Origin of the sequence: Pseudoalteromonas sp. GW168-MNA-CIBAN-0100 (assembly GCF_040309225.1) — a bacterium.
Classification (GTDB): Bacteria; Pseudomonadota; Gammaproteobacteria; order Enterobacterales; family Alteromonadaceae; genus Pseudoalteromonas; species Pseudoalteromonas arctica.
The window spans coordinates 1-367 of the sequence record NZ_JBEOOL010000223.1; the positions used below are offsets into that span (position 1 = coordinate 1).

At 45.2% G+C, this 367-nt stretch carries 1 protein-coding gene; it reads right to left on the bottom strand.

Going from position 1 to position 367, the window contains the following annotated elements:
- On the bottom strand, nucleotides 1-324 hold a 324-nt coding region (locus AAEY62_RS20840), incomplete at its 3' end, for a magnesium transporter (protein WP_350636189.1).
- Nucleotides 325-367: the final 43 nt, after the last annotated feature.

Sequence of the window (367 nt, forward strand, 5' to 3'; positions counted from 1 at the left end):
GTCTAGCTTAAGTGCCCGCGCTAAAATAGGTAATAACCCCCCTAGCGTAGTAGAAATAGTTACCTGAATAAACAATGCCACTGCGATGGCCATCGCAATTATATTTAAATCGAACCCACCGGCAGATTTAACATCGCTAAAAAATAAGATGCGAATAACCATTACGCCCGCCACCGCTAACGCAAGACACACTGCAATTTGGCTTTCTTTAAGAAACACAGCAAACCATTGTCTTTTTTTCAGCTCGCCTGTTGCTAACGCCCGTATTACCAAAGTAGCCGCTTGTGAGCCTGTGTTACCGCCCGCAGCCGCAATAACCGGCATGTACACTGCCAACAATACTAACTGGCTTAATGTGTCTTCGTAT